This window comes from Corynebacterium nasorum (genome assembly GCF_030229765.1).
In the GTDB taxonomy this organism is placed as follows: domain Bacteria; phylum Actinomycetota; class Actinomycetes; order Mycobacteriales; family Mycobacteriaceae; genus Corynebacterium; species Corynebacterium kefirresidentii.
Genome location: NZ_JASPGY010000004.1, coordinates 136,061 through 161,202 on the forward strand (window position 1 = coordinate 136,061; position 25,142 = coordinate 161,202).

Annotated in this window: 31 protein-coding genes and 1 tRNA gene; 21 read left to right on the plus strand and 11 right to left on the minus strand. The window is 56.1% G+C overall.

Features of this window, described 5'->3' with window-relative positions:
• The first annotated feature begins 15 nt into the window (after positions 1–15).
• From QP904_RS05570 to eno, 3 genes are all read left to right on the plus strand, one after another.
• Complete coding sequence (locus tag QP904_RS05570; RefSeq protein WP_284835686.1) at positions 16–603, plus strand: MazG nucleotide pyrophosphohydrolase domain-containing protein; 588 nt, start codon at positions 16–18, stop codon at positions 601–603.
• 11 nt (positions 604–614) lie between these two features.
• Complete coding sequence (locus QP904_RS05575; protein ID WP_200287852.1) at positions 615–1,376, plus strand: lytic transglycosylase domain-containing protein; 762 nt, start codon at positions 615–617, stop codon at positions 1,374–1,376.
• 90 nt (positions 1,377–1,466) lie between these two features.
• Positions 1,467–2,744, plus strand: coding sequence for a phosphopyruvate hydratase (eno, locus tag QP904_RS05580; protein ID WP_200287850.1), 1,278 nt, complete (start codon positions 1,467–1,469; stop codon positions 2,742–2,744).
• On the opposite strand, the gene QP904_RS05585 is transcribed toward eno, so the two are convergent.
• From QP904_RS05585 to QP904_RS05595, 3 genes are all read right to left on the minus strand, one after another.
• A complete protein-coding gene (locus QP904_RS05585; protein ID WP_284835687.1) occupies positions 2,734–3,909 on the minus strand; it encodes an HNH endonuclease signature motif containing protein in 1,176 nt (391 codons plus the stop codon). The two genes, eno and QP904_RS05585, sit on opposite strands and share 11 nt — an antisense overlap.
• A gap of 119 nt (positions 3,910–4,028) precedes the next feature.
• Positions 4,029–4,613: a hypothetical protein gene (locus QP904_RS05590; RefSeq protein ID WP_284835688.1), complete on the minus strand. Its 585-nt coding sequence runs from the start codon at positions 4,611–4,613 to the stop codon at positions 4,029–4,031.
• Positions 4,614–4,650: 37 nt separating this feature from the next.
• Positions 4,651–5,178, minus strand: a complete 528-nt coding sequence (locus QP904_RS05595; RefSeq protein ID WP_049361507.1) for a ribonuclease — start codon at positions 5,176–5,178, stop codon at positions 4,651–4,653.
• Positions 5,179–5,399: 221 nt separating this feature from the next.
• Here QP904_RS05595 and QP904_RS05600 point away from each other — a divergent pair, with 221 nt between their 5' ends.
• The 7 genes from QP904_RS05600 to QP904_RS05630 all read left to right on the plus strand — a co-directional run bounded on the left by QP904_RS05600 (position 5,400) and on the right by QP904_RS05630 (position 11,371).
• The gene (locus QP904_RS05600; protein ID WP_259824430.1) at positions 5,400–5,837 is read left to right on the plus strand and encodes an FtsB family cell division protein; all 438 of its coding nucleotides are present in this window, start codon (positions 5,400–5,402) and stop codon (positions 5,835–5,837) included.
• A gap of 8 nt (positions 5,838–5,845) precedes the next feature.
• Entirely contained in the window at positions 5,846–6,394 is a 549-nt protein-coding gene (locus QP904_RS05605) for a DUF501 domain-containing protein (RefSeq protein ID WP_023021904.1), read from the plus strand.
• 10 nt (positions 6,395–6,404) lie between these two features.
• Positions 6,405–7,370 (plus strand): Ppx/GppA phosphatase family protein, encoded by a 966-nt coding sequence (locus QP904_RS05610; RefSeq protein WP_284835689.1) that lies wholly within the window; start codon positions 6,405–6,407, stop codon positions 7,368–7,370.
• Positions 7,371–7,409: 39 nt separating this feature from the next.
• Positions 7,410–7,483 (plus strand) — tRNA-Leu (locus tag QP904_RS05615).
• A 189-nt stretch (positions 7,484–7,672) separates the two neighbouring features.
• Entirely contained in the window at positions 7,673–8,440 is a 768-nt protein-coding gene (locus QP904_RS05620) for a Bax inhibitor-1/YccA family protein (protein WP_200287838.1), read from the plus strand.
• 359 nt (positions 8,441–8,799) lie between these two features.
• Positions 8,800–9,522 carry a DUF3558 family protein gene (locus QP904_RS05625; protein WP_284835690.1) on the plus strand — a complete coding sequence of 241 codons (723 nt, stop codon included), beginning with the start codon at positions 8,800–8,802 and terminating at the stop codon, positions 9,520–9,522.
• A gap of 307 nt (positions 9,523–9,829) precedes the next feature.
• Entirely contained in the window at positions 9,830–11,371 is a 1,542-nt protein-coding gene (locus QP904_RS05630; protein WP_284835691.1) for a hypothetical protein, read from the plus strand.
• A gap of 42 nt (positions 11,372–11,413) precedes the next feature.
• Here the strand turns inward: QP904_RS05630 and QP904_RS05635 are convergent, their stop codons facing one another.
• From QP904_RS05635 to QP904_RS05645, 3 genes are all read right to left on the minus strand, one after another.
• Entirely contained in the window at positions 11,414–11,692 is a 279-nt protein-coding gene (locus QP904_RS05635; RefSeq protein WP_023021899.1) for a hypothetical protein, read from the minus strand.
• Between the two features lie 41 nt (positions 11,693–11,733).
• Complete coding sequence (gene greA / locus QP904_RS05640) at positions 11,734–12,255, minus strand: transcription elongation factor GreA (RefSeq protein WP_284835692.1); 522 nt, start codon at positions 12,253–12,255, stop codon at positions 11,734–11,736.
• Positions 12,256–12,375: 120 nt separating this feature from the next.
• Positions 12,376–12,846: a DUF4307 domain-containing protein gene (locus QP904_RS05645; protein ID WP_248099051.1), complete on the minus strand. Its 471-nt coding sequence runs from the start codon at positions 12,844–12,846 to the stop codon at positions 12,376–12,378.
• 95 nt (positions 12,847–12,941) lie between these two features.
• Between QP904_RS05645 and mca the strand changes: the two genes are divergently transcribed.
• The 3 genes from mca to QP904_RS05660 are packed head-to-tail and all read left to right on the plus strand — an operon-like array spanning position 12,942 to position 14,936.
• Entirely contained in the window at positions 12,942–13,832 is an 891-nt protein-coding gene (mca, locus tag QP904_RS05650) for a mycothiol conjugate amidase Mca (RefSeq protein WP_239205318.1), read from the plus strand.
• A gap of 3 nt (positions 13,833–13,835) precedes the next feature.
• Positions 13,836–14,147 carry a hypothetical protein gene (locus QP904_RS05655; RefSeq protein WP_284835693.1) on the plus strand — a complete coding sequence of 104 codons (312 nt, stop codon included), beginning with the start codon at positions 13,836–13,838 and terminating at the stop codon, positions 14,145–14,147.
• A 12-nt stretch (positions 14,148–14,159) separates the two neighbouring features.
• Positions 14,160–14,936 carry an isoprenyl transferase gene (locus QP904_RS05660; RefSeq protein ID WP_239208017.1) on the plus strand — a complete coding sequence of 259 codons (777 nt, stop codon included), beginning with the start codon at positions 14,160–14,162 and terminating at the stop codon, positions 14,934–14,936.
• Positions 14,937–14,939: 3 nt separating this feature from the next.
• Here QP904_RS05660 and coaA read toward each other — a convergent pair whose 3' ends face one another.
• Positions 14,940–15,866 carry a type I pantothenate kinase gene (coaA, locus tag QP904_RS05665; protein WP_023021893.1) on the minus strand — a complete coding sequence of 309 codons (927 nt, stop codon included), beginning with the start codon at positions 15,864–15,866 and terminating at the stop codon, positions 14,940–14,942.
• Between the two features lie 117 nt (positions 15,867–15,983).
• Between coaA and glyA the strand changes: the two genes are divergently transcribed.
• A complete protein-coding gene (glyA, locus tag QP904_RS05670; protein WP_023021892.1) occupies positions 15,984–17,267 on the plus strand; it encodes a serine hydroxymethyltransferase in 1,284 nt (427 codons plus the stop codon).
• Here the strand turns inward: glyA and QP904_RS05675 are convergent.
• Positions 17,264–17,593 carry a DUF5997 family protein gene (locus QP904_RS05675; protein WP_023021891.1) on the minus strand — a complete coding sequence of 110 codons (330 nt, stop codon included), beginning with the start codon at positions 17,591–17,593 and terminating at the stop codon, positions 17,264–17,266. The genes glyA and QP904_RS05675 overlap by 4 nt on opposite strands.
• A gap of 71 nt (positions 17,594–17,664) precedes the next feature.
• Between QP904_RS05675 and QP904_RS05680 the strand changes: the two genes are divergently transcribed.
• The 7 genes from QP904_RS05680 (at position 17,665) to QP904_RS05710 (ending at position 22,483) form a co-directional block, all read left to right on the plus strand.
• Positions 17,665–18,339 (plus strand): LysR family transcriptional regulator substrate-binding protein, encoded by a 675-nt coding sequence (locus QP904_RS05680; RefSeq protein ID WP_023021890.1) that lies wholly within the window; start codon positions 17,665–17,667, stop codon positions 18,337–18,339.
• Positions 18,340–18,483: 144 nt separating this feature from the next.
• Positions 18,484–19,110 (plus strand): LGFP repeat-containing protein, encoded by a 627-nt coding sequence (locus QP904_RS05685; protein WP_023021889.1) that lies wholly within the window; start codon positions 18,484–18,486, stop codon positions 19,108–19,110.
• A gap of 183 nt (positions 19,111–19,293) precedes the next feature.
• Positions 19,294–20,658, plus strand: coding sequence for an RNA 5'-3' helicase PhoH2 (gene phoH2 / locus QP904_RS05690; protein ID WP_284835695.1), 1,365 nt, complete (start codon positions 19,294–19,296; stop codon positions 20,656–20,658).
• 69 nt (positions 20,659–20,727) lie between these two features.
• Positions 20,728–21,306 carry a GNAT family N-acetyltransferase gene (locus QP904_RS05695; protein WP_023021887.1) on the plus strand — a complete coding sequence of 193 codons (579 nt, stop codon included), beginning with the start codon at positions 20,728–20,730 and terminating at the stop codon, positions 21,304–21,306.
• Positions 21,307–21,371: 65 nt separating this feature from the next.
• Positions 21,372–21,785, plus strand: coding sequence for a hypothetical protein (locus QP904_RS05700; protein ID WP_259824424.1), 414 nt, complete (start codon positions 21,372–21,374; stop codon positions 21,783–21,785).
• Positions 21,786–21,826: 41 nt separating this feature from the next.
• Entirely contained in the window at positions 21,827–21,961 is a 135-nt protein-coding gene (locus tag QP904_RS05705) for a hypothetical protein (protein ID WP_259824423.1), read from the plus strand.
• A 54-nt stretch (positions 21,962–22,015) separates the two neighbouring features.
• The gene (locus tag QP904_RS05710) at positions 22,016–22,483 is read left to right on the plus strand and encodes a hypothetical protein (protein ID WP_284835696.1); all 468 of its coding nucleotides are present in this window, start codon (positions 22,016–22,018) and stop codon (positions 22,481–22,483) included.
• Between the two features lie 33 nt (positions 22,484–22,516).
• On the opposite strand, the gene QP904_RS05715 is transcribed toward QP904_RS05710, so the two are convergent.
• Genes QP904_RS05715 through QP904_RS05725 form a run of 3 tightly spaced genes read right to left on the minus strand, consistent with a single transcriptional unit; the run spans position 22,517 to position 24,995 of the window.
• On the minus strand, positions 22,517–22,810 hold the full coding sequence (locus tag QP904_RS05715; protein ID WP_259824421.1) for a DUF2316 family protein: 294 nt from the start codon (positions 22,808–22,810) through the stop codon (positions 22,517–22,519).
• Positions 22,810–24,378 carry an MDR family MFS transporter gene (locus QP904_RS05720; protein WP_086588122.1) on the minus strand — a complete coding sequence of 523 codons (1,569 nt, stop codon included), beginning with the start codon at positions 24,376–24,378 and terminating at the stop codon, positions 22,810–22,812. Before QP904_RS05720 ends, QP904_RS05715 begins: the two co-directional genes overlap by 1 nt.
• On the minus strand, positions 24,372–24,995 hold the full coding sequence (locus tag QP904_RS05725; RefSeq protein WP_086588121.1) for a TetR/AcrR family transcriptional regulator: 624 nt from the start codon (positions 24,993–24,995) through the stop codon (positions 24,372–24,374). Before QP904_RS05725 ends, QP904_RS05720 begins: the two co-directional genes overlap by 7 nt.
• Between the last annotated feature and the right edge of the window lie 147 nt (positions 24,996–25,142).

The window sequence follows — 25,142 nt, forward strand, 5'->3', positions numbered from 1 at the left end:
CTAGACTTTGTGCACATGACTGTGCTGTTGCTCGATGAACGTTGGCCCACGATGATCCCCATGCAAGCACACGGGAAGCTACGCGGCCCCGTTTACTTCACCGGTGAAGTTCCCGTTTCCGTGCGGTGGAATTTTTCCGATCTCCTCGTAGGGGAAGATTCCATCGGAACCTTAGTCAGCACCGACGAATGTGATCCTGAAACCCGCGCTCGCATAGCTACTGGGGAGTCGGTCATTCGGGCCGAATCCCTCGCGGATCCTGTCATGCAGGCGCGCCAGACTATGGCCACTGCGCGGCGCATTGGTGAATGGGAGCGTGAACAAACCCATGCCTCCCTTTTGCCCTACCTTGAGGAAGAGTCCGCCGAATTCGCCGCGGCCGTGCGCAATCGTGAGCCGGAAAGCGAGATTCTCAAGGAGCTGGGCGATATCTTCCTGCAGATCCTTTTCCATGCGGAAATCTCTGCCTTTTCGCTTGACGACGTCGCCCAGAGCTTCGTCACCAAAATGCGCGCCCGCGCCCCTTACCTTTTTGATGGCACCACTGAGATAGTCGATGTTGACACGCAAGAGCGGCTGTGGCGCGCCGGCAAGGAGATGTAGGATAGCTTCCCATGAAGAGGCTGCTGCAGATATTCGGGGGCTGCGGGGTAGCCGTAGTCGTGATCATCGCGCTAGTAGCATGGCTATTGACTGGGCACGGTACTTCTCAGCAGCCCGTACCTGAAAACATCCCGCCCGTTGAAGGTAAAGAGGTCGCGCACATTGACGTCAATGCGCCCGGGCGCACCGCAGATAAACTCACCTACTGGGCCTCTGACTTAGCTGATCGCACTGGCATCCCGCCGGCCGCCCTGCGTGCCTATGGCAATGCTGAGCTCATTGCTCAGCAAAAGTGGCCCAATTGCCACCTGCGTTGGAATACCCTTGCCGGCTTGGGCTATGTAGAAACACGCCACGGTACCTATAACGGCAATTGGTTTAAGCACTCCAAGCTTGACGACGCCGGCTACCCCCAACCCCCCATCAACGGCATCGCCCTCGATGGCCTGAACAACACGGCCCACACCCCAGACACCGATAACGGCGATATTGATGGAGACTCCGAATACGATCGCGCCGTAGGCCCAATGCAATTTATCCCCACCACGTGGGAAGCGGTGGGCGCTGATGCCAATGGTGATGGGAAGGCTGATCCCAACCAAATCGATGACGCCGCTGTTGGGGCGGCCGGACTTTTGTGCTTCGGTGACAGAGATCTCTCTAATCCAGATCAGTGGAAGGAAGCAATCCTAAATTACAATCAGTCCAGCGACTATTTGCATAAGGTTGCGCACGCCGCCAATGCTTACTCAGTTCCACAAAGTGCCAAGTAGTGTCACACGGCTACGTTTTCTGCAACAATTGAGAACGTGGCTGGGCCGGCTGGTCCAGAGCGAACATTTTGATGAGGAGTGAAGAACAGCATGGCTGATATCATCCACACTTTCGCCCGCGAGATTCTCGATTCCCGTGGCAACCCAACCGTTGAGGCAGAGGTATTCCTTGACGATGGCGCCCGTGGCGTAGCAGGCGTTCCTTCCGGTGCCTCTACCGGCGTGCACGAGGCTCACGAGCTGCGCGACGGCGGCGAGCGCTACCTGGGCAAGGGTGTTTTGAAGGCTGTTGAGAATATCAATGAGAAGATTTCCGATGAGATTGCTGGCTTCGAAGCTGACGATCAGCGCCTCATTGACCAAGCATTGATTAGGTTGGACGGTACCGATAACAAGTCTGAGCTGGGCGCTAACGCTATCTTGGGCGTTTCCATCGCCGTAGCCAAGGCCGCCGCAGAGTCCGCTGCATTGCCGCTGTACCGCTACATCGGTGGCCCTAATGCTCACGTACTGCCAGTGCCGATGATGAATATCCTCAACGGTGGCGCACACGCTGACTCCGGCGTTGACGTCCAGGAATTCATGATCGCCCCGATTGGTGCTGAGTCCTTCGCTGAAGCTCTGCGCATGGGTGCCGAGGTCTACCACGCACTGAAGGCAGTGCTGAAGGACAAGGGCCTATCTACTGGTCTGGGTGATGAGGGTGGCTTCGCTCCTTCCGTTGATTCCACCAAGGCTGCTCTGGACGTCATCGTTGACGCCATTAAGAAGGCTGGCTACGAGCCGGGCAAGGACGTAGCCCTCGCGCTCGATGTTGCTTCCTCCGAGTTCTTCAAGGATGGTAACTACCACTTTGAAGGCGGCGAGCATACCGCCGAAGAAATGTCCAAGGTTTATGAGGAACTCATCGATGAGTACCCGATTGTCTCCATCGAGGATCCGCTGCAAGAAGACGATTGGGACGGCTACACCGCTCTTACCGCCGCTATTGGCGAAAAGGTACAGATTGTTGGCGATGACTTCTTCGTTACTAACCCTGCCCGTCTGCAGGAAGGTATTGAGAAGAAGGCTGCCAACGCACTGCTGGTGAAGGTAAACCAGATCGGTACCCTGACCGAGACCTTCGATGCTGTCGAGCTGGCTCACCGCAATGGTTACCGCACCATGATGTCCCACCGCTCCGGTGAAACCGAGGACACCACCATCGCTGATCTGGCTGTCGCACTGAATTGTGGTCAGATCAAGACCGGTGCTCCAGCCCGCTCCGAGCGCGTAGCTAAGTATAACCAGCTGCTGCGCATCGAGCAGGAGCTGGGCGACGGCGCAGTCTACGCTGGCCGCTCCGCATTCCCACGCTTTAAGGCTTAATCGCCTCCTTGTGTAGCGCCCTCGTATTACCGCGGGGGCGCTTTCGCATGTCCAGATATTGTTGCCAAGTTTGCTTCCAGTTCACGGTGCGCGGTGCCAAAGGTCCTTGGGCGCGGTCAACCTCGAAGGTGCCGTCCGAAAAGAGCCAGACGACGTCCCCAGTGATCGGATCCATGATGTACTGCGCTCTTCCATCGGTCTTCACGTTGTGGTGGTGCTGACACAGCGTTACCAAATTATCGACGCTCGTCGGTCCGCCGTCGGCATACTCCACTCGATGATCGAGCTGGCAATAATGCGCTGGCATTGAGCACCCCGGCCAGCGACATGTGGCATCGCGACCGTGGACCCATGTTCTGATTTGTTCGGTGGGAACGTAAGAAGAAGTTTCTTGCGGGCACAGCTCACGAGTCATGGAGTAACTATTTAATTGCTCCGTAAGCACGCACCACCCCGCCGAAGGGATATACACCCGAGAAGCATCATCGCCAGATGCATAAGTGTTAATTACTACCTTTGTCTGGGTTCGGTTAAAGATTAACGCCTCCAAAGCCTCTGGTTTGGTGATGTTTTTCTTTCGCGCTGCTTTGTCGATATGGCGGGATATAGCGCTGGCAGTAGCTTTATCCGTTTTCAATGTGATGGTGGCTTGGCCTTTGGAATAGGAGATGGAAACGGATCGCTCGATTTCCTTTTCAATATCTGGCGTGAGTATCCCGTCGATATAGTCACGCAAGAACCTCCGGATTTCGGATTCTGTGGGGACATGCTGAGCAGGTTCCTTTGGGGTAAGGAAGTCCGCGAGGGCGGCATCGACTAGTTGGATGCTTTCTGCGTCGTCGCCAAGCGGGGCAAGTTCGGCATCAATTACGTGCAGCCGCGGGAGGTCTAGGATCCAATGTTCGGTTTGCACCGCTGTGGTCAATGGCAATTCCTGCATGCGTAGGTGGGAGCGGAGCGCGGATAGAACTCGCCAGTAACTCAGACCCACACGCTTAGATAGAGCGGCGGTGGTGCATTCGACATCGTCCTCTAATCGTGGAAGCACAGATTGGTACAACTGCCAAGATTGAATGCGCTGGAGCAAGGCCAGGAGGCAGACGGTGTCGTCGAGGTTATTGGTGGAAAAATAGGCCTTCTTTGACGGTGTGTCGGTAGCTGTCACGAAATAGTCCCCCTGAAATAAATCGCACACCCAATCGAATTTACGTACCTTAGTCTAAAACACTCATTCGAGTCTCGCAAGGCCAAAAGCGAAATTGTGTGCGAAATTGCAGGGGAGGGCTAGAGGCTGAAGATAGCGTCAGCGACTGCTTCGAGTTCTTTATCGGTGTATTTATCACCGCATGTTGCCAGAGAGCCAACACTGGCCATGTATAGGCTGAATAGCCTGTCTTCAGGAGGGGCATCGGCTGATATATCAAGCGCTTCGTAGACGGGGGCGTATTTCTGATCAAACTCTTCGGGCTTGGCGGCAAGCTCCGCAAGTGCGCCTTCGCCATGGGTTAGCAAATACTTGGCGTCGTCCAGGATCTGATCATTGTTGCAAGCAACAGCACCCGCCTTCTTCAGGGTCGTGGCATTGACCTCGTAGCTTGTGGGGCCTTCTGCGGCCTCGGAAGCTCCGGAGGCGAACACATTCAAATAGTAGTCCGGAATCGTCCCATGCTCTTTGATGTGGTAGATGAAGCCGCTCTTGGTATTGAGATCGTAGCTTCTGCTTGTGGTGGTGGGAACCTCGTTGCTGGTAGTGCTGTTGGTCGTGGAGGATTTAGTCTGGGCGGTAGATTCTTCCTCTTGGTCGGAAATGCTGCAGGCGCTCAGTAGAGTGCCGACGGCTACTAGTAGAAGAAGGCGCTTGAGGGGCATGACTATTCCTTAAGTGAGGGGAATATGATTCGAGCCTTTAGCTCGTGTGCATGGACGCCGCGACCTTTTCCAGTTCTTCATCGCTAAACTCATCGCCACAGGACATTACAGCACCCAGCGGGGTCATCGCTGCGGCCATATACTTGTCATTATCAGGTGCGTCATCGGGGATGTCGAGGGCCTCAAAAACGTCACCATATTTTTCATCGGGTCCGCCTGCTGACGTTACAGCTTCACCTAGCTTGTCCGTATCGCCTTGGAAGAAGTCCTTTGCGATTTGCAGCAGTTCGTCATTCTTACAGGTAACTTCGCCGGCCTTTTTGACGGACGCCGCGTTGGCTTCAAAGCTCTCCGGCTTATCGTTCCCGTCTAGCTCCTTAGCATCGTGGTCGATGTAATCATCTGGCAGGGTCTTATATTCCTTAAGGTAGTCGGCCATGCCGTCTTGGGTGCTTAGATCGTAACCGTCGCCGTAGACGGGATATTCACCATCTTGGGCGGAGGGGCTGCAGCTGGCGAGGAATAGGCTTGCGGTAAGGACAGGTAAGAGGCGCTTGAGGGACATAAAAATTCCTTACTGGGAGGGAGAATTTCTTTTAGTGTACCCAAAATGCGCGTGCCAAGTCTCTGTTACAGGAGTGACGACGCTAGGATTGGAAACCTATGGCACGCGAAAGAAAGATGCAGCGAAACCGGAGCCGCACTAGGGTTCCGGTAGCCTCGCGTGCTGCAGATGTCCGTAAAGCTCAACGCGCACAACTAAAGCAGAAGCAAAAACCAGACCGGATGAGTATTGCCGGAGTAGGCGTGATCGTGGCTATCGTGCTGGTTGTATTGCTGGTTATCGCTGTTCCCCTGCGCAATTACTATCATGGCCGGTCCGAAATTGCCCGCTTGAATGAGTCAATCGCTGCCAAGCAAGATGAAAAAGCTGCTTTGCTGGAAAAGATTGATAAATTTAAATCCGATGAGTACATCAAGCAGGAGGCGCGGCGCCGATTCGGGGTTGTTGATGAGGGCGAAACTGCCTATCGCATCATTGACCCGCAGATTAAGCCGGAAGACCAGCTCACCACAGACGGACAGAAGGAAGAAGATTCCCGCGACTGGTATGAGGTCTTGTGGGATTCCGTGGCTGAACCCCCTAAAGAAGAAGCGCCATCCGAGCAGGTAAATCATCTTCCGATTGAGCCGGCACCGGAAGAGAAAGCGGATGTGCGATAATTGTCCGCATGACCGTCACTGATGCAGACATCGCTGTAGTAACTGAGCAATTGGGCCGCACTCCGCGCGGAGTACTGGAGATTTCTTATCGCACGCCAGATGGCCAGCCTGCGGTGATTAAGACAGCGCCCAAGCTTGCCGACGGCACTCCATTCCCCACCCTCTATTACCTCACCGACCCACGGCTTACGGCCGAAGCTTCACGCTTGGAAGTTGCCCACGTCATGAAGTGGATGGAATCCCGACTGCGTGAGGATGAGGACTTGGCTGCTGATTACCAGCGTGCACATGAATACTTTTTGTCCAAGCGCAATGACATCGAAGATCTCGGCACCGATTTCTCCGGTGGAGGTATGCCGGATCGCGTGAAGTGCCTGCACGTGCTCATTGCCTACGCCCTGGCTGAGGGGCCGCAGCATTTCCGGTTGGGAACTGAAGCGGTAGCTATGGCCGCCGACCATGGCAAGCTTCGAGGAAGTGCTATCCCCCAGGATTGGCCCACGGTAGAAGATTTGGGAATTGACCTAGCGCAGTTCGATTTTTCTAACGCGGAATAGGAGGAATGCTATGACTCGCGTTGCTGCGATTGATTGCGGAACAAATTCGATTCGCCTGCTCATCTCTGAAGTTCAAGATGATGGCAAGGTCCGCGATATTACTCGTACGATGGAAATCATCCGTCTGGGAGAGGGCGTGGATGCCACAGGTGAAATCGCCCCTGCGGCTCTTGACCGTGCACGCGTGGCCCTGGAGGGCTATGTTCGCCAAATGAAGTTTGAAAAGGTCTCCCGGGTGCGGATGGTCGCTACCTCTGCTACTCGCGATGCTAAGAATCAGCAGGAATTCTTCGATATGACCGCTGAGGTGCTCGGCCAAATCCAGCCAGGTGCTCAGGCAGAAGTTGTTTCGGGTGAGGAAGAGGCCCTGTTGTCCTTTAATGGCGCTGTGGCCGATTTAGAGCCAGACCGCGGTCCCTTTTGCGTGATTGATCTGGGCGGCGGCTCGACTGAGTTCGTTGTAGGAACGGCGGATGGCGAAATCTTGGGTACTCATTCGGCGCGCATGGGGTGCGTCAGGCTGACCGAGCGCATCATGCGCACCGATCCACCTACCGAATCGGAGATCGAGATCGCTTCGGAGTACGTCGGTGAGCGAACAGCCGAGGTCGAGGACATAGTACCTATTTCTAAGGCTCGTACCATCGTCGGCTGTGCGGGCACTTTCACCACACTGTCCGCACTGGCGCAAGGCCTCGAGCGTTACGATGCCGATGCCATTCACGGCTCTGAGCTCCGTTTCGGTGCCCTGCGCGTGCTCTTGCAGCAGCTTATTGCCCTGCCTTCCGACGTCCGCGCCCTCAACCCCGTCATTCACCCCGGCCGTGCCGATGTCATCGGTGGTGGGGCAGTAGCCGTGGAAGGTATCATGCAACTAATCGAGCGAAATTGCGCTGCGCGTAGTTTCTTCATTAGTGAAAAGGACATTCTCGACGGCATTATTGCAGGTCTTGCTGCAGAGGGTACCCCTCGTTAACTCTTGCGGGGGAAGGTAGCCTAAAATATTCCTTGCCTTGCCCCCATAGCCCAATCGGCAGAGGCAGTCGACTTAAAATCGATTCAGTGTGGGTTCGAGTCCCACTGGGGGCACCGTGTGAAGTCTCGAGACATCGTTGCTATGGTGTCTCGGGATTTTGTTTTGGTAAGTCTCCACAGCCTTTATGCGGAAACTATTTGCAAAACTTTTAGCTACATGGAAAGACTGCGGAACTTTATAGGGCGGTGTCTCGTTGAACAGGATGAGATAGCTAAATTGCACCTCTCTTAGAAAGGACAACCGTGCGTTCAAGCAATCCGGTAATGAGTTCTCTGACCGAAAATAGTACCCGCCAAAATTCTGGATACGGGGACGAAGCTGCTCGTCCAATGACCGTGGATGACGTCGTCACCAAGACAGGCATCACCCTCGGCGTCATTATCGTCGCCGCAGCCATCAATTTTGGGCTGGGAATGGTAAATCCAGGTATTGCCATGGCTTTGACTCTGGTCGGTGGCATCGGTGGCTTCATTACTGTGCTGGTTGCTTCTTTTGGCAAGAAGTGGGGTTCTGCTGCGGTCACACTGATTTACGCCGTATTTGAGGGACTATTCGTTGGTGGCTTCTCCTTCATGTTTGCCAATGTGAACTTCCAAGGTGAAGGCGGAATGGCAATCATCGGCCAGGCAATCGTTGGAACCATTGGTGTATTCATCGGCATGTTGATCGTGTACAAGACCGGTGCAGTTAAGGTCACCCCGAAATTCACCAAGATCCTCTTCGGCTTGGTCGCCGGAGTTGCTGTCATGGCGTTGGTTAACTTCCTGGGTGCAATCTTCTTCGACTTCAACCCTTTGCGTGATGGCGGCCCGATTGCCATCATCTTCTCGCTTGTTTGCATCGTTCTTGGTGCGCTGTCCTTCCTGACTGACTTTGATCAGGCTGACCGTATGATCCGTGCCGGCGCTCCCGCTAGCAATGCTTGGGGCGTAGCTCTCGGCCTCGCTGTGACCTTGGTCTGGCTCTACACTGAGATTCTTCGTTTCTTGAGCTATTTCCAGCGAGACTAATCAGCTTTTCACGTAGGCCCGCACTGAGATGCGGGCCTTTTTGCTGCCATAAAACGCTTACAAGCGTGTAATTAGTGGGGTAGTTCGGGGGATAAAGTGAGGGTTTAGGCTTTATTTGGTCTAGAAGGGTGGTCTCAGGAGTAGCACAGCTAATAAGCAGGAAACTTCGCCTTTTAGGCGTTATGGATGTGACATATGGGGCGAATAATTTTGTTAAATCGCCGTTAACCTTCTTGGTTGCGTAGAAAATTCGTGGAGTTCCGTGCATGCTGTGTACCGGAACAGGAAAACGAAGTGAAGAGTTCTCTTCTTCACTATCTTGTTCCTCTCGTCAGAAAGTGAGTGCGCGAAGGATTGTTGTGAAGCGTCAGGTAACCGTAGCAACGTTGATGGTCAGTAGCTCCGTTGTGCTGGGTAGCTGCGTTGCGGACATCGGTACGAGGAGCGCGTCAGAGGAAACCACGAATGTGGACGAGACTGGCGGCATTAGTTCGGCCGACGGTGCAGGGGGAACCAACGGGGACCTGGGGGATGACGCGGACAGCAATCGGGGGGAATCGGCACGCACCGACGGCGAGGAAAATGTGCAAGGCGCCGGCCAACCGGGGGAGGCCGGCGCCACGGGGCCGGGAGAATCATCCGGTGTCCTACCGCCACTGGGGGAATTCGATCCGGCTGATCCAAGTTTCGAGCTTTTCGATCCGTGTACGGAGATTCCAGATGAAGCTTTGAAAAATATGGGAGTCGGGAAGTTAGAAGGAGATGTAGTAAGGGAATCTGGCTTCTCTCTTTGCACATATTCCCTTACAGACGCTTCTCAACGATCGGGAGTCGTGGGATTTTTGAGCTCGATAAGGACTCCGGCGGATGAGGAACTGTTAGAACTCAAAAAGTCGGACGGTGATGAAAAACTGTTGCCAGTGGAATTTGTCAAAAATGAGTTGTTTGATGACATGTTCTGTACTGGCGGAGTTCAGACAGAGCGTGGCTATATTACCGTGAGCCATTCTGGTTACGGCTTTGAAAGCAATCTTCAAGAGAAATGCTCGGAAGTCGAGCAAATAATGGCTGAAATACTTTAATGAATAACTCGGGGGAAGAATGAAAATTCGTACGGAAAGTATCTTGTCTGCAGCATTAAAAACTTCAACAATGCGGCGCGAAATGAACTCACTAGTAGCGCAAGCTAGGTCACCACTTACTGCGGGATTCTCTCCAGTAATTGGGATAGACCATGTCGGAGCCGTCCACCAGCGAGTGCTTGAGACAGATCCAGGCTCGGCTAGTAATTCGATTAGGGCGTTTTCTCAACAACTTGAATGGTTGGATGACAGCTTAGGTCGAGAAGCACGGGGTTTTCAGGCGCAGGAGGACGCGAATAGTAGGGGAATGGAGATTGCGGATGCGGGTGGGGACATAGGCGTAGAGTCGATGCCGATTATGAACCAGCCGGAGCCAGGGTACAGTCCCTTCGGGTTTTCTATGCCGGTGGTGAATGTGGGTACAGACATCGTGAAGCTCGCGACGGACCTGATGTCGACACAGATTTGGAATGTGTCGGAGGCAAATGCGCGGTGGAGCTCATTGGCGTCGGAAGTCGACGATATTGTCAGCGGGTTAGAGGAAGCAGCCGGGTCTTTGGAAAGTGAGAATGACAGCGAGGCTATGTCGCGGGCTGCGGCGAAGATTCGGGAGGTGGCGGCGTCGGGAAGCCATTTTGTGGCAAATGCAAAGGTCATGGGGGAGAAGCTAACCGGATTCCATGCCAAGCTCATGGGGATGCAGCCGGCGGCGATGGCTATGGCTATGGAAGTGATGGCAATCCCAGAACCGGTGGAGCGTGAAATTGCGGAAAAGGCCGCATTGGCCATGCTGCAACCAGACCTGCAGCGGTTCGCCATAGAGGCCATGCCTTACCAGCATGCATTGATGGAGCAATCGCCGGCGTCGGGAGGCGGAGGCGTCGATGCGGGACTCGTCGGAGTAGAAGGTGATGGTCAGCGCTACACTACCGAAGCAGTGGTGTGGCCGAAAAAGATTGCGGAGGCGATTGCGCGAGGCGATTTGGGCCCCGGAAACTTTGACGTTGTCAATGGAAACGTAAACGGGTTGGATGCTGTGGGGATGAGCCCGCAGGAAATCAGCGAGTTTCACCAACAAATGCATACCAGTGGCAGGAATGCACTGGAAAGGCTGGGGCTAGGAGAACAAGTAACCATTGGGGGTAACGAAGTTTCCACCCAAGGGGCATCGATGCCGGGGGCTGTCGCAGCGAATGGGGTGATGGGGCAGGTTCCTAGTGGCACAGCACATCCCGTTGGTGCTGGAGTGAGCACGGGGACGCTCAACGGTAGCGGCCCGGTTGCGCCATCAGTTAATACACATTCTGCGAGCGGGAGTATGGCACCAATGATGGCATCCGGAAGGCCTGCAGATGCCGGTCGCGGTGCCCTTGGCAAGCAACAGCCGCTGCGAGGTGGGTTCGGAGCCGGCCCGGGAATCTTAAGCAGTAGCGCCGATGTAAGGCATGCCGGAAGGGGTGCGCAACTGGGCCAAAGCCTTGGACGCGGAACTGGCGCGGCAATTCCTTACGCTGGAGTTGGTTCGCGCGCAGGTCTTGGCGCCGGTACAGGAACCGTAGGAGGTTCCGGTATGCGTGCCGGTGCAGGCGGCAGCCTTGGTCTTGGAACCGGAAGCGGCGAAAGCAGCGCGGCAACGCGCGGGGGCAATGCCGGTCGTTCTACTGGCGGGGCGCGGGCTTATGGCCCGATGATGGGGATGCGCGGTAAGGATAGTGAGAAAAAGCGCGTAAAGTCCGTGACTACGCAGGTCGAAAGGGACCCCAATAAACGCGACCTATTAGGCGAGCCGCCCGCTGTAGTGCCCGGCGTAATCGGGGACTGGGTGCGGGAAGTAAACGTGGAAAAATAACATGAAAAAAGGGCCGAGGAAACCCTCGGCCCTTCCGTCTTTTTACTGCTGCGGCAGCTCGGTGGCGGTCCCATTCAGGTGCGGCTGTGCTGGCTCCTCAGGGACACCGGACTCAACTACAGGCTGCTGCTCTTGAACAACGGACTCAGGTGCGGAAGAGCTGGTGTCAGCGTCCTTTTGCATGGGGGCCTCACCAGTGAAGGTAGAAGCATTTTCTACCTTGGAATCAGAGTCCTGCTGGTTGGGTGGGTGGCAAGCAGCGAGGGAGAGGCCGGCGGTGAAGACGAGACCAGCGGCAGCGTAACGGGAGAACTTCTTCATGGGGATATGCTCTTTCTCCAAAGTGGTAATTGGCTTAAAGTTTAGGACTCGCGCGGAGTAGCGGCCTTGGCAGAATCATACGGCGCAGCGGATTCGATGGTGACCGAAATGGTCTTGCCATTCGGAGCGGTGTACTCGCGGGTCTCACCTTCCTGCGCGCCGAGGATGGCAGCGCCCAGTGGCGACTGCTCCGAATAGGTTTCCAAATCCTTGTTGTCAGAAGCAGCGGCGCGGGTACCGATGAGGAAGGTCTCCTTATCGTCCTTGTCACCGTTGTAGTAAACGTGAACTACGGAACCAGTGTGGGCTACACCCTCCTGAACAGTACCGCGCTCGGTGGTGGCATTCGCGAGGACCTCAGAGATCTGCTTGATGCGGGCCTCTTCCTGGTCCTGCATTTCACGAGCAGCATCGTAACCGGCGTTCTCCTTGAGGTCGCCTTCCTCACGGCGCTCGTTGATCTCAGCCGCGACTACCGGGCGATGATCGATAAGCTCCTGCAGCTCGGCCTCGAGCTTCGCCTTGGTTTCTGGGGTGATGTACTGCTTTTGCTGCTCAGCCATTCTGCAACCTTCCGTAGATAGGAATTGTGGTCAAAGCCCCTAGTTGTCCCTGGGGCCATAAGTAAAAGTGGAACTAGGCAAATGCCCAGTTCTAGGCGCTACAAATCCTAGCACACGCGGCTAGCGGCTTTCCGCGTAGTCAGGGTTATCCATATCCAAGTATTCGGGGATATTGCCAGAGCAACCATAAGCGCCGCCAGCGACGGCGCGGGCGTTGGTCGGGACGTCAACAGCGATACGCTGGGTTTCATTTCCGCCAGCGGGAACAGGAAACTCGCGTCGGCCTACTTCGGACTTGGAATAATCAAAGGCTTGAACAATGCAATAAGCCTCCTCATCGGTGCGGTTACGGGTGACGTCGACCCAGACGCGGGTGGTGTCATCGCTCAATACCTCTTGGGTCACGATGGAAACCTGCGCGTTCACGCGCTCCTTTTGTTGAAAGTACCGGAAGCCAAAGAAGATGAGCGCGATGAAAATAGCGATAAAGATCAGCACCAGCGCCTTATTAGTCCAGCTACCTGAGTTCTTTTTAGAAGGCCCCCGAGAGCCATAGCGGGCGGCTGAGCGAGATTTTCCGGCGGAAGTCATGCTTCCCACTCTAGCCGAGGACCACTGTTTTCCAATTATCTACTAGGATAATCATCTGTTCAAAGAACCTAGATTTATAAGGGGATGGATTTTCAGTGAGCGATTTTCGCCTACTAGCTATCCACGCGCACCCGGACGATGAGTCTTCCAAGGGGGCTGCAACCACCGCGCGCTATGCCGCAGAAGGCAACGAGGTTTTGGTGCTGACCTGTACCGGCGGCGAGCGCGGCGATGTGATTAACCCCGCCATGGACCGCCCTGGGATCAAGGAACATATGGGCGAGGTTCGTCGGGAAGAAATGGCAAAAGCTGCGCGTGCGCTAGGCGTGCACCATCGCTGGCTGGGCTACGTCGACTCCGGTTTGCCGGATCCGGTTGAAGGCAAGTCTATGGAAGAGCTGCTACCGGAGGGCTGCTTCGCGTTGCAGGGAGACGACACCGTTGCGCAGGAATTTGTCCAGGTGATCCGCGAGTTTCGCCCACACGTCATCATCACCTATGACGAAAATGGCGGGTATCCGCACCCAGATCATTTGATGGTGCATCGGGCCTCGATGATTGCGTGGGAAAAGGCCGGCGATGCCGAGTATCACCCAGAGTTGGGTGAGGCGTGGACGCCGCTAAAGCTGTACTACTCGCATGGCTTCGTCTATCAGCGCATGAAGATATTCCATGATTTGCTCTTGGAGGAGGGCAAAACTAGCCCCTATGGGCCGATGCTGGCGCGCTGGGACACCGCGTTTGGAGATATCATGGCGCGTGTAACGACCCAGGTGGAATGCGCAGACTATTTCAGTAATCGCGAGGAGGCTCTGCGTGCGCATGCCACGCAGATTGATCCGGCTGGTGCTTTCTTGGCGACGTCGGTGGAGGTACAGCAACGCCTGTGGCCCACCGAGGAGTTTGAGCTGGCGAAAACCCGCGTTTCTACCTCCTTGCCAGAAAACAACCTTTTTGCAGGCATCGAAGAAAAAGAGGAGGCTTAAGACATGAGCGTGTATGGCTCTTTGGTTCTAGCCGCAAATGATGCATTTGTACTTGCTCAAGGCACCCAGGGCGCCGAAGGCGGTCCAATGGGTCCTGAATTTGGCAAAGCTTCGCCCATCGGCTTGCTGATCTTGGCCCTAATGGGAGTTGCAGTGTTAATCGCGGGATGGAATTTTCACCGCCGTTACTCACGCTTCCGCCGCCGCATGATGTTTGCGGAAGACCACGGTATCGATCCATTTGATGAGGAAGCCGTGGATGAGGCGATGAAAGAAGCTGGCATTTACGATAACCGCAAAAAGTCCATTTTCTAGGCGGATAGACTAATGAGCGTGAGTTCTCTCAAACAGCTGGCTTACCCGGCTTATGAAGCCCGTCTGGCGCGCCTTATTAAAGGCAAGCCGCAGCCCAAACACATTGCCATCATGGCCGACGGCAATCGCCGGTGGGCGCGCGAGGCTGGTTTTACCGATATCAGCCACGGTCACCGCCAAGGCGCGAAGAAAATTGGAGAGATGATCTCATGGTGCAGCGATACCGATATCGAAGTAGTCACTATCTATTTGCTGTCCACGGAGAATCTAAAGCGCAGCGAACAAGAAGTAGAGCTGCTCTTTGACATCATCTCGGATGTGGTTACGCACCTATCCCACAGCGATGTCGGTTGCCAAGTCCGCCTTGTCGGCCACCTTGATCTGCTCCCGGATGATATTCGCCAGCGCATGGTGGCGGCGGCAGCGGAAACTAAGGACAATACCGGAGTCATCGTCAATGTGGCGGTGGGATATGGCGGACGCCAAGAAATCGTAGACGCAGTGCAGAACTTGGTGCGCGCGGAAGCCGAGAAAGGAACCTCTGCTGCGGAGATGGTGGATCGCGTCACCGCAGAATCTATTGGTGAGCACCTGTACACTAAGGGGCTTCCGGACCCAGACCTGGTTATCCGTACCTCTGGTGAACAACGACTTTCGGGCTTTCTCCTATGGCAGGCCGCGTACTCGGAGATCTGGTTTACAGATACCTACTGGCCGGCATTCCGCAAGGTGGATTTTCTCCGTGCCCTGCGGGACTATTCCCAACGTTCGCGCCGCTTTGGTAAATAAGCGCTAGAGCTTGCGCATCCGCACTTGTTCCACCAAGTGATGCGAGCCCTTTTTGAGTACGAGGGAGGCTCGTATGCGGGTGGGCAGGATATTTTCTACGAGGTTGGGCAGGTTGATGGACTGCCAAATTTCACGGGCTTGGGCACGCGCTTCCTCATCGTCCATATCTGCAAAGGCAGAGAAGTGGGCATTAGGTTCGCGGAAAGCGGTGTGGCGCAGGGTGAGGAAGCGATTAATATACCACTGCTCGATATCATCGGTGCGGGCATCAACGTAGACCGAAAAATCAAAGAGATCCGCCACGGTGAGCGTAGGGCTTGTTTGCAACACATTGAGACCCTCTAGGATCAAGATGTCAGGTTGATGGACTTCCTGGTATTTTCCGTCCACGATGTCATAGCTGATATGCGAATATAGTGGCGCCTTGACCAATGGCTTTCCTGATTTTACGTCGGTGACAAAGCGGAGCAATGCGCGCCGGTCATAGGATTCCGGAAAGCCTTTGCGCTGCATGAGGCCGCGTTCTTTTAAGGTCTTGGTGGGGAAGAGGAAGCCGTCGGTAGTAACGAGCGCGACCTCGGGGTGAGAATCCCAACGCTGCAGCAGCACCTGTAGGAGACGGGCAGTGGTGGATTTTCCTACCGCCACCGAACCTGCCACGCCGATGACAAACGGAACGTGCGTTGGAGGGTTACCCAAGAAAGATTCAGTAGCTGAGGTGAGCTGCTGGCGCGCTGTGACCTGCATATGGATAAGGCGGGAGAGAGGGAGGTAGACATCAGCCACCTCATCTAGGTCAATGCGGTCTCCTAGGCCGCGAAGTTTTTCAACCTCGGTCTCTGTGAGCACCTGGGGCATGGATTTACGCAAACCACGCCAGGTCTCGCGGTCAAAATCTAGGTAGGGACTCGAATCCAATGTGCGCGCCATGGCTCTATTGTCGCACTTGCCTAATCCATGGGTAAAAGTATGCCCCCTTCGGGTGCTGGGCACGATAAGATATGCAGCAGCCCATACCGCTTGATATTGAGAAGGGGACCACACTTTATGGCTTCTTTTACCTCTGACCTTCGCGACCTTGACCCGGACGTATTCGGCGCTATCCAGGGAGAGATTTCCCGCCAGCGCGAAACTCTGGAAATGATCGCTTCTGAGAACTTTGTGCCTCGCGCCGTGCTCCAGGCGCAGGGCTCCGTGCTCACCAATAAGTACGCTGAAGGCTACCCAGGCCGCCGCTACTACGGAGGCTGCGAGCATGTCGACGTCGTGGAGGACCTGGCTCGTAACCGCGCGAAGGAGCTTTTTGGCGCGGAATTCGCCAATGTTCAGCCACACTCCGGTGCGCAGGCGAACGCTGCGGTGCTGTCCACCATTGCTGAGCCAGGAGACAAGATTTTGGGCTTGTCCCTCGCTCACGGCGGTCACCTGACTCACGGCATGAAGTTGAACTTCTCCGGCAAGCTTTATGATGTTGCCGCCTACGAGGTGGACCCAGAGACCATGCGCGTGGACATGGATAAGCTGCGGGAGCAAGCGCTGAAAGAGAAGCCAAAGGTTATTATTGGTGGCTGGTCTGCTTACCCGCGCACCATGGATTTTGCGGCCTTCCGTGAAATTGCTGATGAGGTCGGCGCTTACCTATGGGTAGATATGGCTCACTTCGCTGGCCTCGTGGCCGCCGGCCTGCACCCGAGCCCGGTGCCGCACGCTGATATCGTGTCCACCACCGTGCACAAAACCCTGGGTGGCCCACGCTCCGGCATGATTTTGGCCAAGCAGGAGTATGCCAAGAAGATCAATTCCAACGTCTTCCCAGGGCAGCAGGGCGGACCGCTGATGCACGTAGTCGCTGCGAAGGCCATTGCCATGAAGATTGCCGCGACCGAGGAGTTTAAGGAGCGCCAAGAGCGCACCTTGGAGGGTGCTCGCATTCTGGCGGAGCGCCTTACCGCGGAGGATGCTAAGGCGGCTGGCGTGGACGTGCTCACCGGCGGCACCGACGTGCACTTGGTCTTGGCTGACCTGCGAAATTCCGAGTTGGATGGCCAGCAGGCAGAGGATCTGCTGCATGAAGTAGGCATCACTGTTAACCGCAATGCCGTCCCGAATGACCCTCGTCCGCCGATGGTCACGTCTGGCCTGCGCATTGGTACCTCTGCGCTGGCAACCCGCGGTTTGGATGCTGAGGCCTTTACCGAGGTCGCAGATATCATCGGCACCGCCTTGGTACAGGGCAAGAACGCCGATGTGGAGGCCCTCCGCGCACGCGTGGACAAGATTGCCCAGCACTACCCGCTGTATGAGGGCCTCGAGGACTGGAAGCTGGTCTAGTCCTTTACCTCATGTCCACGGGCCTGCGCCATGGTGGCGCGGGCCTGCTGGAGCCATTCTGGTTGCTCTTGGAGGAGCTGATTGATTTCCGCTGTGGTTAGCGGCTTATCCATATCGTTTTTCTTGAGCGCGGTAACAGAGATGCCTAGCTTATGAGCGACTTCCGGGCGGGGGTGAGGACCCTCGCGACGCAAGGTTTGCAGCCACTCGGGCGGGTTATGCTGCAATTCGCGCAGCTCTTCGTGGCTAATGGCACTATTTTGAAACTCGTCCGGCGCAGCGGGCAGGTAGATGCCAAGCTTCTTCGCTGCGGTCTGGGCACGCATGGCGGTGCCGGATGGTTGCTTATGTTCTTCAGTCACGCTTTTACCGTAGCACTTTCAGTAGACTGTCCTCTATGCTGCGCTTAGCTTTTGCCACCGGTACGGAGCCTGGAAAGTGGTTCCGCCGATTCGAAGAAAATACTGCTCATGGTGGTTTATACACCGTTGATGCAGACGATGCGCTAGCTCCGCTGCTAGGTGGAGAGGTGGATGTGGCCCTCGCGCGTCTGCCGGATGCCCGCGTGGATGACTCCTTTCATGTGGTGCGCCTTTATAAAGAGGCTCCAGGAATTGCGGTTCCGAAGGACTCGGTCTATGCCGAAGTAGGCGAGGAACTCACGCTTGCCGACGTCGCAGATGAACACCTCAACTACCGCCTCGCCGATTCCGGGCTCGTTGATGTCCCCGCGGTCCGCGATGCCCTCCAAGTGGTGGCAGCCAATGTGGGAATCGCGATTGCACCGCGCCCCCTGCTCAAGGTGCTCAGCAAGAAACAGGTGGTGCCACTCGGGCTAAAGGATGAGTCCGTGCCGGTGACGGAGATTGCCCTGGTATGGCGCAAGGAGGATGACGGAGAGGCAATTCAGGACTTCGTGGGCGTCGCCAAGGGCCGCACCGCACGGTCCTCACGGCAGGAGAAACCGAAGCGAAGCGCCAGGGAAAAGGCGAGGGCTAAGCAAGCGCGAAGAAACGTTAACAATTCGTTACAAAATAAAAAGAAGGCTTTTAAGCAGCGCAAACGGAGGTAGTACTTTAGTGTTTGCTGTCTGCTTCCTGTCCGTGTGGGTGGCGCCCGCTGGGTGGTGTCATTACGGTGGGTTTCGTTCGTCATGAAGGGCGATTTAATAAAAATTAGAATTAACTTACTTTCTTGATGAAAGGATGATGCAGAAATGCAGAAGATGACTCGTCGTATCGTAGGTGGCTTTGCTGCCGCAACCCTGTCCGTTGCTCTCGTAGCTTGCTCCGATGCCGAGGATGCAGCTAACGACGCTAAGGACACCGCCGGTTCCGTAGCAGCTGATGCTTCCGACGCTGCTGGCTCCGCCGTTGATGAAGCTACCTCCGAAAAGGATAAGGACGCGGAATCCTCCGAGTCTGAGGATGCGGATGGTTCCGAGTCTGAGGATGCTGATTCCAAGGACGGCGACACCAAGACCGTCTCCACCGCCAATGGTGACCAGGAGGTTCCGGCAGCTCTGGCGTCTGCCATCGAGGAGAAGAAGGCTGAGTGGGGCGACGTGCAGAGCGTAGAGTCCTCCGATAAGGGTTCTTTGGCAACCTTCGATGGCGGCAACCTGCTGGCTATGGCTAAGGACGGCGATGAGGCTCAGCCAATCGTCGGCAAGATCGCTGAAACCTGGAAGGAGCAGGGCGGTCTGGATGCAGAGGTAGGCCTGCCTAAGGCTGCCGAGGAGAAGGCTACTGAGGGCAAGGGCTGGACCCAGCAGTTCGACAATGGCGTTATCTCCTGGCTCCAGGATGAGAGCGGCAAGTTCACCTCTTCCGTAGAGAAGTAAAAAGCTCTTTTTGAGGTAATCCCTTCGCAGCATCCGCTGCGGAGGGATTTTTCGTTTTCTTAAAGTTCATCTTGCACCCATGTAATTTCAACCTTCGGTGCCTACGTTGGGTGGCAACCCCGGAATTTGGGGCTATACGGAAGAAGTTTGATCTACCGCATTTCAAGGGAGAACCCTGCCACCATGACTCGTCCCTCTGTACTTTCTACTCCGCTTGCCACAACCGATAACACCGTCGCTACCAAGACTTATGTAGTGGATACTTCGGTCTTGCTTTCTGACCCTTGGGCTCTGCGCAAATTCGCAGAGCACGATGTGGTCCTTCCCGTTGTGGTTATTTCTGAACTGGAAGGAAAACGTCATCACCCGGAGCTTGGCTGGTTCGCCCGCCAAGCTCTTCGCTTTTTGGAGGAACTGCGCGCTACCTATGAGGCGCTAGACCAGCCGGTCCCCGTGAACGTAGATGGCGGCACCCTGCGCGTGGAATTGAACCATCAAGACCAATCCTTGTTGCCCTCTGCCTTCCGTGGCCCAGAGGGGGACCACCGTATTCTGGCCTGCGCCCTCAACCTTGCACACGAAGGTAAAGATACCGTGCTAGTCACCAAGGACGTGCCACTGCGCGTGAAAGCCGGCGCGGTTGGTGTGCAGGCGGATGAGTACCACGCCCAGGATGTGGTCCTGACCGGCTATACCGGAATGGCAACCGTGCAAACCAGCTCGGATGTCATCGATGCCCTCTACCGTGATGGGGAAGTCATGCTAGACGGCGTTCGCACTGAAAAGGGCACTGCCGTGGAGGAGCTGCCAGTCCATTGCGGACTTACCCTGGTAGCGGGAGCGCAGTCCGCGCTGGGGCGCATCACCGCGGAAGGTGCGGTGGAGCTCGTGCGCGGCGATAGCAATGCCTTCGGCCTGCAAGGACGCTCCGCGGAGCAGCGCATAGCTTTGGACTTGCTGATGGATCCCAATATCGGAATCGTCTCCATTGGCGGACGCGCCGGCACTGGTAAATCGGCACTCGCCCTGTGCGCCGGATTGGAAGCTGTACTCGAGCGCGGCGAACATCGCCGTATCGTAGTCTTCCGCCCGATGTATGCGGTAGGTGGGCAGTCGTTGGGATACCTTCCGGGCACCGAATCAGACAAGATGAACCCGTGGGCGCAGGCAGTCTATGACACTTTGGAAGGCTTGGTGTCTGAAAACGTGATGGAAGAAGTACATGAGCGCGGCCTGATTGAGGTCTTGCCCTTGACGCATATTCGCGGCCGCTCCCTGCATGATGCCTTCGTTATTGTGGACGAGGCACAGTCCTTAGAGCGCAATGTTTTGCTCACCGTGCTTTCTCGGCTAGGCAAGGGCTCACGGGTGGTGCTCACCCATGACGTAGCGCAGCGCGATAACCTGCGCGTGGGCCGCCACGATGGCGTCCAGGCAGTGATTGAAAAGCTCAAGGGGCACGAGCTATTCGCGCATATTACGCTCCAGCGCTCTGAGCGTTCCGCCATTGCGGAGCTCGTCACCGACCTGCTGGAAGGCGGCGATTAGGCCAGACATGTTCGCGTATGGCGATCGTGATGTGTACAGCGTGGCGAAGCTGGGCATTGCCCAGTAATAATGTTGAATATGAGCGAGAACGCCAAGCAGACGTCTTCGGACGAAAAGAAGAAAGATTTCCGCATCCGCCCCTTTACCGCGGCGGACTATCCCCAGATGCGAGAGATCTATGAACAGGGACTCAATACTGGGCACGCCACCTACGAGACCCGATCCCTGACCTTTGAAGAATTCAAAGCCGGCAAAATCATGCCCTCGGTGCATGTGGCTGTTGAAGCCGATGATGATTCGAAGGTCTTGGGATGGGTGTCTGCGGCGCCGGTATCTACCCGCACCGTCTTCCACGGAGTAGTGGAGGATTCTATTTACTTGGGCTCCGAGGCGCAGGGCCGCGGCATCGGCGGCGCACTTTTGGATCGCTTGATTGAGGTATGTAAGGACCTGCACAAGTGGGCTATCCATTCGTGGATCTTCCCTGAAAACGCCGGTTCTGCGGGGCTGCATAAGTCCCGTGGATTCGTGAAGGTGGGCACTTACTCTCACATGGCGAAGATGACCTACGGCGAGCTTGCGGGCCAGTGGCGAGATACCGATGTGTACGAGCTGCTTTTGCCCAAGCCGGAGGAAAAGAAGCGTTAGCTTTTCCCAGCGCACAGGAATAAAGTTAAGAGAGTATTCGTACGCTATCTCTCTAAGGCTTTTAAATGTCTGTGCGTACTCGTGCCCTTGCTTTGTCCACCGTTGCGGCTATGACGGCAGGGGCGCTTTCTGTTCCTACAGCGGGAGCTGTGTCCTATCCCTCCGCAGGCTCGGTGCCTGTTGCCCAGTTGGACATCACCCAGGTTGATGGTGGTGTGGCCTATGTGTTTGCCACTCCTGAGCTACAGTCCCATATCGAGACGGTGACCCGCCAGTTGCATGAGTTGCGCGCCAAGGCCTGGGATGCCAATCTTCCGTTTGCTGGTGCTAGGCTTCGCGACGTCGCACCGGACCGCACCGCATATATCAACGGCATATCCTGGAGCAGGGGATTGGAACACTCCGCGATACAGCGCGCTGCGGAGGAAAACTACGATTTTGATCATCGCCGTGGAGACGGGGGGAGCCGTGGACGGTAAAGTCCGGCGCCTTTTTCGCAGAAAACCTCACTTCTTCACCGATGGAACGCGCCATTGCTAACTGGTCTACTGATGGCGGTTCTGGCAGCGAGTGGAATCAGCTCATTCGCTCTAACGGTTCCTATTCTGGCGGTGCGGGACATATTTACAGCTTGCTTAACCCAGCCAACCACTAATTTGCCCAGGCACAGGTTGGAAGCACGACGGCCGGCCATTATTCCGAGCACGCGGTGTCGGGCGCCTCAGAGCGCCTCGAAGGACGGCACGCATTTCCCATTGCGGTACCGGAAGCCGCTCTGGCAAGCGCGGCTATAGGTTTTAGCGGCGGTACCCATGTGGGCGATTCCGGCAGCATTGGCGTAAGCATTGCGGGATGGGACGGTGCCCGGTTAGGGGTGCCGGGGTCATCGCTAACCTCGTCCGATCCGGAGGTTCTTGCGGTGCATTCTGACGGCACATATGAGGCTTTGCAGGAAGGCACGGCCGAGGTGCTTATTACTCCATACCTGCCGCGCAACGGGGAAACTCGCCCGGCTGGAGAAGCACTGAACCAGACGGTAGCGGTCACCAAAAAGCCAGCGATAAGCGGCATTGGTGGAGGATCGAGCGCCGGCGCGGCTATCGGCATCATTGCCGCCATCGTTGCCATTTTAGGAATTGGGTCCCAAGTTCTGCGGCAGATGGGTTTCTGGCAATAAAAACACCCCGCCAAGGGCGGGGTGTGGGGGCCGCTACATCGTAGGAACGTCCCAGGGGCCGAACCAGCGCTGCGCCGATGAGCGCATGTTATCGCTCAAGCGGCTAAAGCGCGGGATCGGGATACCGTGTGCGCGGGCTAAGGAAACTAGATAGTCCCTAGTGCGCCATACCTCGATGGGGTTGGCATGAACATCCAACGCCGCCTGCAGGCCGCCAGGAGCATAGCCGAGGGCGGATTCAATGGGGGTGTCGGCAAGCGGGAGTGCATCGCGCAAGGCATGCAGTTCTTGGCTTGTAGCCTCAGTTTCTGCAGGTGTGCGCGACATTAGTCAATGGTTTCCTTCAGTCGCTCCTCGCGCAGAGGCAGGAGGAGAAGGAGCGCGACGATGACCAACGGAACCATCAGAGCGATAACCGGGGTCAGGCCGTCATTATAGGAATTGAGGATTGCTTCCTCGATTGGCTTGGGGAAGGACGCGACCAAATCTGGGGTGAGGCTATTGGCACCGCCGTCGGCATTGCCAAACTTTTCTGCATAGGCGGCGCCCTCAGGGCCCATCTTTTGGAAGGCTTCTGGCATGCGGGTGGCCATCTCATCCTTCATATTGTGGATGAACATGGAGCCAACCAGGGAAGCACCCAGTGCGGAACCGATTTGGCGGAAGAAGTTATTCGCCGCGGTAGCGGTACCCACCTGGGACAGTGGGAAGGAGTTCTGGACGATGAGCACGAGGACCTGGATAACCATGCCCAGGCCGATGCCGAAGACCAAGAACTCGCAGCCCAGCTGCTTCAGGGAAGTCTCTACGGTCAGGTGAGACATCCAGAACAATGCACCAGCGGTAATGGCTAGACCGATGATGGGGTAGACCTTGTAGTGGCCGGTGCGGGCAATGATGAAGCCCACGCCAGTGGAGGTGCCGATAAGGCCCACCATCATCGGGATCATCATCAGACCCGCCTTGGTTGGGGTCAGGGTGTGCACCATCTGCAAGTAAGTAGGCATGTAGCCCAGAACACCGAACATTGCCAGGCCCAGCACCACGCCGGACAAGGTAGTAAGGGCCATGTTGCGGTTCTTGAATAGGCGAACTGGAATGAGCGGTTCCTTGGCGCGCAGCTCCACCAGGATGGTGATGATGGCGCCAATGATGGTGATGGCACCTAAGGTGAGGATCATCGACGAGCCCCACTCGTACTCGGTGCCGCCCCAGGTGGTCATGAGGATAAGGGACGCGGTGGTAATAGCGATGAAGGTTGCGCCGAGCCAGTCGAAGCGCTTCATGTCGGCTTTACCGACGCGCAGGTGCAGCACCAAGGTGCACACGATGATGGCGAGGATGCCAAGCGGGATGTTCATCCACATGCCCCAGCGCCACCCCGGACCGTCGGTGAACCAGCCGCCGAGGACGGGGCCGAGGACGGAAGACAGGCCAAAGACGCCGCCCATGATGCCCATGAACTTGCCGCGCTCACGGGAGGAGGTGACCTCGGCGATGATGGATTGCGAAGAGATCATCATGAATCCAGCGCCAAAGCCTTGCACGGCGCGGGCGATAATCAGCAGCGACATGGAGTTGGCAAAGCCACCGAGGGTGGATCCCACGACGAAGGTGGCGATACCCCCAATGTAGAGCCACTTGCGGCCCAACATGTCACCCAGCTTGCCGGAGATAGGCATGGCGATGGTCATGGTGACAAGGAAGGCGGAGATGACCCAACTCATGTGGTCGACGCCGCCGAGCTCACCAACGATGGTTGGAAGAGCAGAAGAGAAAATCATTTGGCCCAAGGAGCTCATCAGCATGGTGAGCATTAGGGCCGAGAAAATAAGCCCGAGGTTATCGGCGCGGGACTGGCCCTGGGAAGGGGCCTTAGCAGCCGTATCTACCATCGCATTCCTTTCATAAAGTCTGTTATTAGCGTGAGGGAAGTATCGAGACGCGCGCCGAGGTCTAGGCTGCAATCTGCATCCGGGGATGCCATCGCCAACCAAAGTGCCTCACGGACGAGGCCGGCGATGAGCATCGCCTCGGTGCTAGAAGAGCAGTTGTCAAGGACGCGAAGCTCCGGTTCTTTGTTAAGGCGCTCTTCAATGAGATCGATGAGCTCAATGGATTTTGCTCGCTTCCGGCTTATTGCCGCCGCAGCTGCATCTGGATCATTGGAGATGCGTTTGCGGCGATCCCGGATAGTCGGGTTGATGTGGTGGCCTTCCATATGCCGTCTGACCAACTGAAGGACGAGGTCTACCATGCTGGTCGTTGGCTCATTAAGGAAGAGTTCCCGCATCTCTTCCGTAAACTCGGTGCTTGGAGCGCCCAAAACGGCGGATTCCTTGGAATCGAAGTAATTGAAGAAGGTGCGCCGAGAAATACCGGCTACTTCGCAGATCCGCTCAATGGTGACTGCGCTAAAGGACTGTTCATCCACCAGTTTTGTGGCGGCATCCTCTATGCGCAGGCGCGTCTCGAGGCGTTTCTGCTCGCGTAGTGATAGTTCTTCTTGCACGCCATGCAACTTTACACTCGGTGCAAACTTGCACCAAGTGCAAAAAGGGTGATTTTAGAGGTGCATCCTTCCTTATGTGAGATGTGTCATTGCTCTTGCCGACGTCCCCCTTACCCCAGGCATGCGAAACCCCGCCCGGGTCCTGCC